A 7,379-nucleotide genomic window follows, 5' to 3' on the forward strand; every position below is an offset into this window, starting at 1 on the left:
GGGACCCGACCGGATGATTCGTGTGCACCGCCATGATGCACTCAGGGTATCCCGCGACCGTTCTACGCTGGAGGCGTGCTGGCACCCCTTTCGAACACGCCCCGCGACTACGCCTGGGGCTCCACGACGCTCATCGCCGGACTCCAGGGCCGCGTGCCCTCGGGGGGGCCTGAGGCGGAGGTGTGGTTCGGCGATCATCCGGGCTCGCCGGCGCGGGTCGACGACGGACGCGGCCTGACGCTCGACGCCTGGCTCGCCCGGCACGGCACGGATGCGGGCGCCCCCGCGCGCCTGCCCTACCTGCTGAAGCTGCTCGCCGCCGCGTCGCCGCTCTCGATCCAGGTGCACCCCTCCAAGGCCGAGGCCGAGGCGGGAGCTGCGCGGGAGGACGCCGCCGGCATCCCGGCGGACGCCCCGCACCGAAACTACAAGGACGACAACCACAAGCCCGAGGTGATCGTCGCGCTGTCCGAGCGCTTCGAGGCGCTCGCGGGGCTTCGCGACCTGGCCCTCACCCGCCGTCTCGTCGACTCCCTCGGCGACGCGCCCGGCGTGGGCGCGCTCGCCGCGGCCCTCGCCGCCGGCGACGCCGCGTCGGCCCTCCGCGACACGATCGCGTGGCTGCTGTCCGGCGATGCGCAGGACACCGTGGACGCGGTCATCGCGGCCCTCGGCCACGTCGAGTCCGCCGAGTTCGCCGCGGAGATCGCGACGGCCCGCGGGATCGCCGCCGCGTACCCGGGCGACCCGGGCGTGGTCGTCGCGCTCCTGATGAACCACGTCTCGCTCGCGCGCGGCGAGGCGATCTTCGTTCCCGCGGGCGTGCTGCACGCGTACCTGTCCGGTCTCGGCGTCGAGGTGATGTCGGCCAGCGACAACGTGCTGCGCGGCGGCCTCACCCCGAAGCACATCGACGTGGCCGAGCTGATGAGCATCGTCGACGCGAGGCCGGACGCCCCGCCCCGGCTCGCGCCGCGGGAGGTGGCGGAGGGCGTGGCGCTCTTCGCCCCGGGCATCCCGGACTTCGAGCTGTGGCGGGTGAGCTCCGACGTCCGGGCGGAGCGGCGCATCCCGCTGCACGGTCCGGCCATCGCCCTCGCCGTGGCGGGGGAGCTCACGGTGACCGGTGCGGGCGGCGTCGACGTGACGCTGCGTCCCGGCCAGGCGGCGTTCGCCACGCCCGACGAGCGCGAGCTCGCCGTGCGCGGCGCGGGCGAGTTGTTCGTGGCGCTTCCGGGCCGCTGAGCGGTGCGACACGCCGCAGGGCCTGTGGATCGCCGACGCCGACACGCGGTGACCGCTGTGTCCGAGTAACGAATCCGCTCCATCCGACACGCCGTCGGCGCGTCGTGAAGATTAAAGCCGGGGTTGAGGGTTTACGATCTGCGACTTGATTTCGGCGAATCACACCTGTGTAATTTAGGAATCCGCTCATCGCGTGCGGAGATCGAACAGGTGGGGAGACCAGATGACGGGCGCACAGTACCGTTCGGGCGTTCCCGACAATTGGTTCGTCGATCCCGTGTTCCTGGGCGTGCCCGGGGTACGACGGGACGTCCCGGTCGAAGACGACAATCCGCTCTCGTGGCAGAGCGACGCCCTGTGCGCGCAGACCGACCCCGAGGCCTTCTTCCCGGAGAAGGGCGGCTCGACACGCGATGCGAAGCGCATCTGCGCGACCTGCGACGTGCGCGACGAATGCCTCGAGTACGCGCTGCAGAACGACGAGCGCTTCGGAATCTGGGGCGGCCTCAGCGAGCGCGAGCGTCGCAAGCTCAAGCGTCGCGCCTGACGGTGGCGAGACATCGCCGTTCCCGGCGCGTGCGCGCGGCGTGACGGCGGGACCCGCTTAGGCTGACCAGGTCATGCCCGCCCGTGTCCATGCCCTCCTCGTCGTGCGCCCCGATGGTCGCAAGGCGGCGGCGACCCATCTCCACCGCACGCTGGAGGCCCTCGCCGCCCAGACGCGCGCCGTCGACGCGCTGACGATCGTGCTGTGCGGCTCCGATCGCACGCTCACCGAGGCGGCCGCCGCATCCGGGGCCGAGGGCGTCATCACCGCCGGTGGATCGACCACGTTCGCCGAGGCCGTGAAGCTCGCCGGTCCCCGGCTGACCGGCGACGCCGTATGGCTTCTCGCTCAGGACACCGCGCCGGAGCCGCAGGCGCTCCAGCGGCTGCTCGCGGGCCTCGAGCGCGCGCCGTCGGTCGCGATCGTCGCCCCCAAGCTCGTCGCCGCGGACGATCCCGCCCGCATCGTCTCCCTCGGCGTCACGATGACCCCGCTCGGGCGCACGGTCGGTCTCGCCGACGACGAGCTCGACCAGGGGCAGCACGACGCCGACGAGGACGTGCTCGGCGCCGATGTGCGGGGCCTCCTCGTCCGCGCCGGGGCATGGCGCCAGCTGGTCGGCATCGACCCGGCGCTGGGCGGCGCCGACGAGGGCCTCGACCTCGGCGTCCGGGCCCGCCTCGCGGGTCACCGCGTCAGCCTCGTCCCCACCGCCCACGTCGCGGTCGGCGGCGACGGCGCCGCGGGACTGCCCGCCCCGACCAGCCGTCGTCGTCGCCGGCGCCGCGCCTACGCCGTGCGCCTCGCGCAGCTGCACCGCCGCATGGCGTACGCGCCCGCGCCCGCCGTTCCGCTGCATCTGCTCTCGCTCATCCCGCTGGTGCTCTGGCGCACCGCGGTGCTCCTGGTCGCCAAGCAGCCCTCGCGCGTGCTGCCGGAATGGGGTGCCTCGGTCGTCGTCTTCTTCCGCTGGGGCGCGATCGCCCGTGCGCGTGGCGTGATCCGCCGGTCGCGCACGAGCTCCTGGAGCAGCCTCGCCCCCTTGCGCATCACCCGCACCGCACTCCGGCAGCGCTTCGACTCGGATGCGGATGCGGATGCCCTCGATCGCCCCGTCCGCGAGGAGCTGCGCTTCTTCACCGGCGGCGGCGCGTGGCTCGTCCTGGCCGCCCTCGTCGTGTCCGTCATCGCGTTCCCGTCGCTGCTGGCCTGGCCGATGCTCGGCGGCGGCGCCCTCGAGCCGTTGCGTGCGACGGTGGCGCAGCTGTGGGCGGACGCGGCCTACGGCGCACGGTCGATGGGGCTGGACGTGGTCGGCCCCGCCGACCCCTTCGCCGCGCTCATCGCCCTGATCGGATCGCTCTGGCCGGGGGACCCCTCGCGCGCGCTCGTGCTGCTGTGGATCGCGGCCGTCCCGCTTGCGACGCTCGGCGGATGGTTCGCCGCGACGCGCCTCACCGCCAACTCGCTCCTGCGCAACACCGGCGCCGTCGCGTGGGCGCTCGCGCCGACGTTCTGGACGGCGCTCGTCGACGGGCGCCCGACCGGCGTCATCGTGCACCTGCTGCTGCCGTGGCTCTTCTACGCGGGCGCGGTCGCGCACCGGTCGTGGGCGGCGGCGGGCGCCGCATCCCTCCTCCTCGCGGGCGTCGTGGCCGCCGCTCCCTCGCTCGGGCCCGCGCTGGTGACGCTCTGGGCCTTCGTGGTGATGCTCGTCGTCGTGGCCCGGGCCGGCCGCGGCGTCGGACACATCGTGTGGATCGGGGTGCCGTCGATCGCCGTGTTCGCGCCGCTCGTGTGGGCGCAGGTGCACGCGGGCAACGTATGGGGCCTGCTCGCCGACCCCGGTGCGGTCTGGGACGGCCCGCAGGTCGCCGCCGACGCCGCCGGACGCCTCGCGCTCGCGGGCGGGTTCCCGAGCGCGGACCTGGGCGGATGGGCCACCCTGCTCGCCGACACCGCTCTGGCGGGCCTCGCCCCCTGGGTGCTCGTGCTCGTCGCCCCCCTCGGCGCACTGGCGCTCCTGTCGCTGCTCACCCCCCGCTGGATGGTGTCGGGGGTCCTCGTCGTCGTCGCGCTCCTCGGCCTCGGCACGGCGTTCGCCGCCGTCGGCATCGCGGTGGCCGTCAGCACGGAAGCGATCCCGGTCGCCCTCTGGCCGGGCGCCGGGCTCAGCCTCGCCTGGCTCGGGGTCGTGGGCGCCGCCGTCGTCGCGCTCGACGCGGGCGTGCCCGTCCGGCAGCGCGGTCTGCGGATCGCGGGCGCCGTGGTCGTGATCGGCACCCTCCTGGTCGTCGCGATCCCCTCCGTCACAGCCATGGTGCGCGGAACCGCGCTGCTGCAGAACGGGCCGGTCTCCACGCTTCCGGCCTACGTCGCCGCGCAGGGGCGCGACGACCAGTCGGTCGGGACCATCATCATCACGCCGCAGGACTCCGGCGCGGTCGCCGCCCGCGTGGTCTGGGGCGGCAGCGACACCCTCGGCGGCCATTCCACGGTCAGCGCGACCCGCACCGCGCCGACCGCGCAGGACGAGGAGGTCGCGGCCCTCACGGCGGATCTGATCACCTCTACCTCGCAGGACGTCGTGAGCCGCGTCGCCGCCCACGGCATCCGGTTCGTCGTGCTCGCGGCGGGGACCGACTCCGAGACGGATGCGGCGCGCGCGATGCGTCTGTCCGCCGAGACGGCCCTCGACCAGCGCGAGGAGCTCGACGACGGCGGGGACACCCCGAAGGGCAGTCTCTGGCGCATCTCGGCCGACGCCGCGGACCGGCCCGGCGCCTCGGCGGCGGAGCATCGCGTCGCGATCGGGATCGGCGCCGTGCAGCTCGTGGTGGTCGCGGTCGCCGTCCTGCTGTCGCTGCCGACCGCCGCGTCGCGCCGGCAGGCGCGCCGCACGCCGCGCACCGTCGGACCCCGCGCCCGCGAGGAGGAACGATGAAGCGCCGCACCGCCCTGGCCTGGGCCGCGACCAGCACCCGCCTGCTGGTGGGCGCGGGTCTCGCGGTCGGCATCGTGCTCGTGGTGGGGCTGGGGGTCGCGGCGCCCTGGCCGACGCACGAGCAGGCGCCGGTGAGCGTCGCCGCCACCCCGACGCCCGCCGACACCGTGCTCGCCTGCGCGGGGCCGCTGCTCGCGCTCGGCCGCGACGCCACGGCCGCCGGAGGGCTCACCGCGGCTGCTCCGAGCGCCGTGGTGTCGGCCTCCGACGGCGCCGATCTCGAGCAGTCGCTGCTGGCCTCCTCGCCCGCGGTCGCCGGGAGCGAGGGCGCTCCGGCGCTGATCGCCGAGCCGGACGGCGACCGTCTTACCGACGCGGTCGCGGCGGGCAGCGCGAGCATCGAGGCGGACGACCTCCGCGGGTTCGCCGCATCCGCCTGCCGGCCCCCGCTCATCGAGTCCTGGCTCGTGGGAGGCTCCACGACCACCGGCTCGGCCGACCTCGTCCTGCTCGCGAACCCCTCCGACGTGCCCGCGACTGTGCAGCTGACGCTCTACGGGGCGACCGGCGTGTCAGTGCCGCCCGGCGGTGCCGACCTCCGCGTCGACGCCCACAGTCAGCGCGTCGTGCCCCTCGCCGGCCTCGGCACCGACGAGGAGGCGCCCGTCGTGCGGGTCACCGCATCCGGAGCACCGGTAGCGGCGACCCTGCAGTCGAGCATCACCCGCACGCTCCTGCCCGGCGGCGTCGACCAGACCGGTGCGATCGTGGGCGCGGAGACGACGCATGTGATCCCGGGCATACAGGTGCTGCAGAGCGCGGTGGACGCGGCGCCGACCGGCTCGACGACGCTGCTGCGGCTCGTCTCGGCGGGCGCGGACACCACGGTCACGGTGACCGTCGTCGACGCGGACGGCGACGAGGTGCTGCGGCAGGAGGCCCCGCTCCAGGCCGACCTGCCGACGGAGGTGGACCTCGCCGGACTCGCCGCCGGGCAGTACACCGCGACCGTCCAGAGCGAGCGTCCGGTCGTCGCCGCGGTGTGGCAGACCACGGGCTTCGGCGAGGACGCGGACTTCGCCTGGTACACGCCGGCGCCCGAGCTCGACGGCTCGACGCTGGTCGCCGTGCCCGACGGCCCGTCGCCCGTGCTGGTGCTCGCGGGCGGCCTCGCCGGCGCCGCGGACGTCACGCTCGAGCCGGTCTCGGGGACGGGGGACGCCATCCGGGCCACGGTCTCCGCCGGCGGCAGCACGGTCGTCCCGATCGTGCCCGGAACGGTCTACCGCCTCGACACCGACCTCCCGGTGCACGCCGCGGTCTCGTACGCCGCGGCGGGCGAGCTGGGCGGGTTCCCCGTGTGGCCGGCGGATGCGGCCGCATCCGAGATCACGGTCCATCCGTAGCTCCCGGCCCGCCCAGGGCGTCCCTCCGCCTCGTCGCCGCGATCCCCGCGTCGGGTCCCGGTGAGCGGCCGAACTCCTTCGGATGTCGGTATCGGTATCGGTATCGGTGTCGGGGCCGGTTCGGCGTCGGCGGGTGCCGAACGGGAGGAGTTGCGCGCGGTCTCGGCTGTCGATCCTCGGCCGGGCGCACCCGCGGCGACGGGCGGCAGCACGGATGCCACGTCCGGGGCGCGGCAGCCGCGCCGGCCGAACTCCTCGAGGGCTTGCGTTCACTGGCCGGAGGGGGGGATCAGGCGCCGCAGCGGAAGGAGTTGCGCGTCCCGACCGGAGGCCGTGGAGCGGTGTTCGCCGCCTGGCGCGCCCGAGAGGTCAGCTGTCGCGGTAGCGGTCGGGGCCGAGGTCCCAGGGATCGCGGCCGAGGTAGTCGGCGGCGGCGCGGAACACGCAGCTCTCGATCATCATCCGGCGGTGGGCGTCGTCGTTGTGATGGAGGTGCCCGAGGCGCTCGATGGGCAGTCGGTAGAGGATGATGCGCCGCTCCTCGGGGAACACCGACCAGCGGGGGATGCCGTCCGCGTCCGTGGCGGGCGGCATGTCCGCCATCTCGAACCGCACCTCGCGCAGGTCCTCCCACGCGCCGCGCAGGAACTCGGCGGCGGAGCCCACGGCCATGTCGAACCGGTCGACGCGGGTCTCGAGCGGCGGCAGCGGGGGACGCACGACCGCGCTGCGGCCCTCGCGGCCGTGGCGCCCGTGCCGGCCGGGGCGGGAGCGCGTGGGGGTTGTGCGGGACCGCCGGCGGATCATGCCCTCCATCCTAGGCGGGCGGATGCGGCATCCTAGGCGGGCGGATGCGGCGCGGCGCGGCCACGTCCGCCCGCCCGCTCGTTACGCTCAGGACGATGCAAGACAGACTGTGCTCGAAGGTCGCGTGCGCACGCGAGGCCGTGGCGACGCTGACCTACGACTACGGCGACCAGATGGCCGCGGTGGGTCCGCTCGGCCGCGGCGGCGACCCGCACGCGCACGACCTGTGCGCCATCCATACCGAGCGCCTGTCGGTGCCGAAGGGCTGGCTGGTCGTGCGTCACGAGACCCTGCGCGCCTGACGCCGCCCCCTCACCCCCCTCACCTCTCGCCCTCTCGCCGCCGAACCCACTTCTTCCCGCCGAACCCACACGTTCTTCGCGGCATGAGCGTGTGGGTTCGCGCCGACGATGTGGGCTCGGGCATCGGG

At 74.9% G+C, this 7,379-nt stretch carries 6 protein-coding genes; 5 read left to right on the plus strand and 1 reads right to left on the minus strand.

The features are described 5' to 3' along the window. Positions 1–75 precede the first annotated feature (75 nt). The 4 genes from manA to GVL03_RS18615 all read left to right on the plus strand — a co-directional run bounded on the left by manA (position 76) and on the right by GVL03_RS18615 (position 6,142). A complete protein-coding gene (manA, locus tag GVL03_RS18600; RefSeq protein ID WP_159502502.1) occupies positions 76–1,245 on the plus strand; it encodes a mannose-6-phosphate isomerase, class I in 1,170 nt (389 codons plus the stop codon). 223 nt (positions 1,246–1,468) lie between these two features. Next, the gene (locus GVL03_RS18605) at positions 1,469–1,792 is read left to right on the plus strand and encodes a WhiB family transcriptional regulator (RefSeq protein ID WP_159502503.1); all 324 of its coding nucleotides are present in this window, start codon (positions 1,469–1,471) and stop codon (positions 1,790–1,792) included. A gap of 73 nt (positions 1,793–1,865) precedes the next feature. Beyond that, positions 1,866–4,736 carry a glycosyltransferase gene (locus GVL03_RS18610; protein ID WP_159502504.1) on the plus strand — a complete coding sequence of 957 codons (2,871 nt, stop codon included), beginning with the start codon at positions 1,866–1,868 and terminating at the stop codon, positions 4,734–4,736. After that, the gene (locus GVL03_RS18615) at positions 4,733–6,142 is read left to right on the plus strand and encodes a DUF5719 family protein (protein WP_159502505.1); all 1,410 of its coding nucleotides are present in this window, start codon (positions 4,733–4,735) and stop codon (positions 6,140–6,142) included. Before GVL03_RS18610 ends, GVL03_RS18615 begins: the two co-directional genes overlap by 4 nt. A 369-nt stretch (positions 6,143–6,511) precedes the next feature. Here the strand turns inward: GVL03_RS18615 and GVL03_RS18620 are convergent, their stop codons facing one another. After that, the gene (locus tag GVL03_RS18620; RefSeq protein ID WP_200847243.1) at positions 6,512–6,949 is read right to left on the minus strand and encodes a metallopeptidase family protein; all 438 of its coding nucleotides are present in this window, start codon (positions 6,947–6,949) and stop codon (positions 6,512–6,514) included. Positions 6,950–7,044: 95 nt separating this feature from the next. Here GVL03_RS18620 and GVL03_RS18625 point away from each other — a divergent pair, with 95 nt between their 5' ends. Next, a complete protein-coding gene (locus GVL03_RS18625) occupies positions 7,045–7,251 on the plus strand; it encodes a DUF3499 family protein (RefSeq protein ID WP_159502506.1) in 207 nt (68 codons plus the stop codon). Positions 7,252–7,379 lie beyond the last annotated feature (128 nt).

This window comes from Microbacterium sp. 18062 (genome assembly GCF_902706225.1).
Classification (GTDB): Bacteria; Actinomycetota; Actinomycetes; order Actinomycetales; family Microbacteriaceae; genus Microbacterium.

Coding starts and splice junctions, on each gene's coding strand:
- GVL03_RS18620 (WP_200847243.1), bottom strand. CDS start 6,949: ATGATCCGCCGGCGGTCCCGCACAACCCCCACGCGCTCCCGCCCCGGC.
- GVL03_RS18625 (WP_159502506.1), top strand. CDS start 7,045: ATGCAAGACAGACTGTGCTCGAAGGTCGCGTGCGCACGCGAGGCCGTG.
- GVL03_RS18610 (WP_159502504.1), top strand. CDS start 1,866: ATGCCCGCCCGTGTCCATGCCCTCCTCGTCGTGCGCCCCGATGGTCGC.
- GVL03_RS18615 (WP_159502505.1), top strand. CDS start 4,733: ATGAAGCGCCGCACCGCCCTGGCCTGGGCCGCGACCAGCACCCGCCTG.
- GVL03_RS18605 (WP_159502503.1), top strand. CDS start 1,469: ATGACGGGCGCACAGTACCGTTCGGGCGTTCCCGACAATTGGTTCGTC.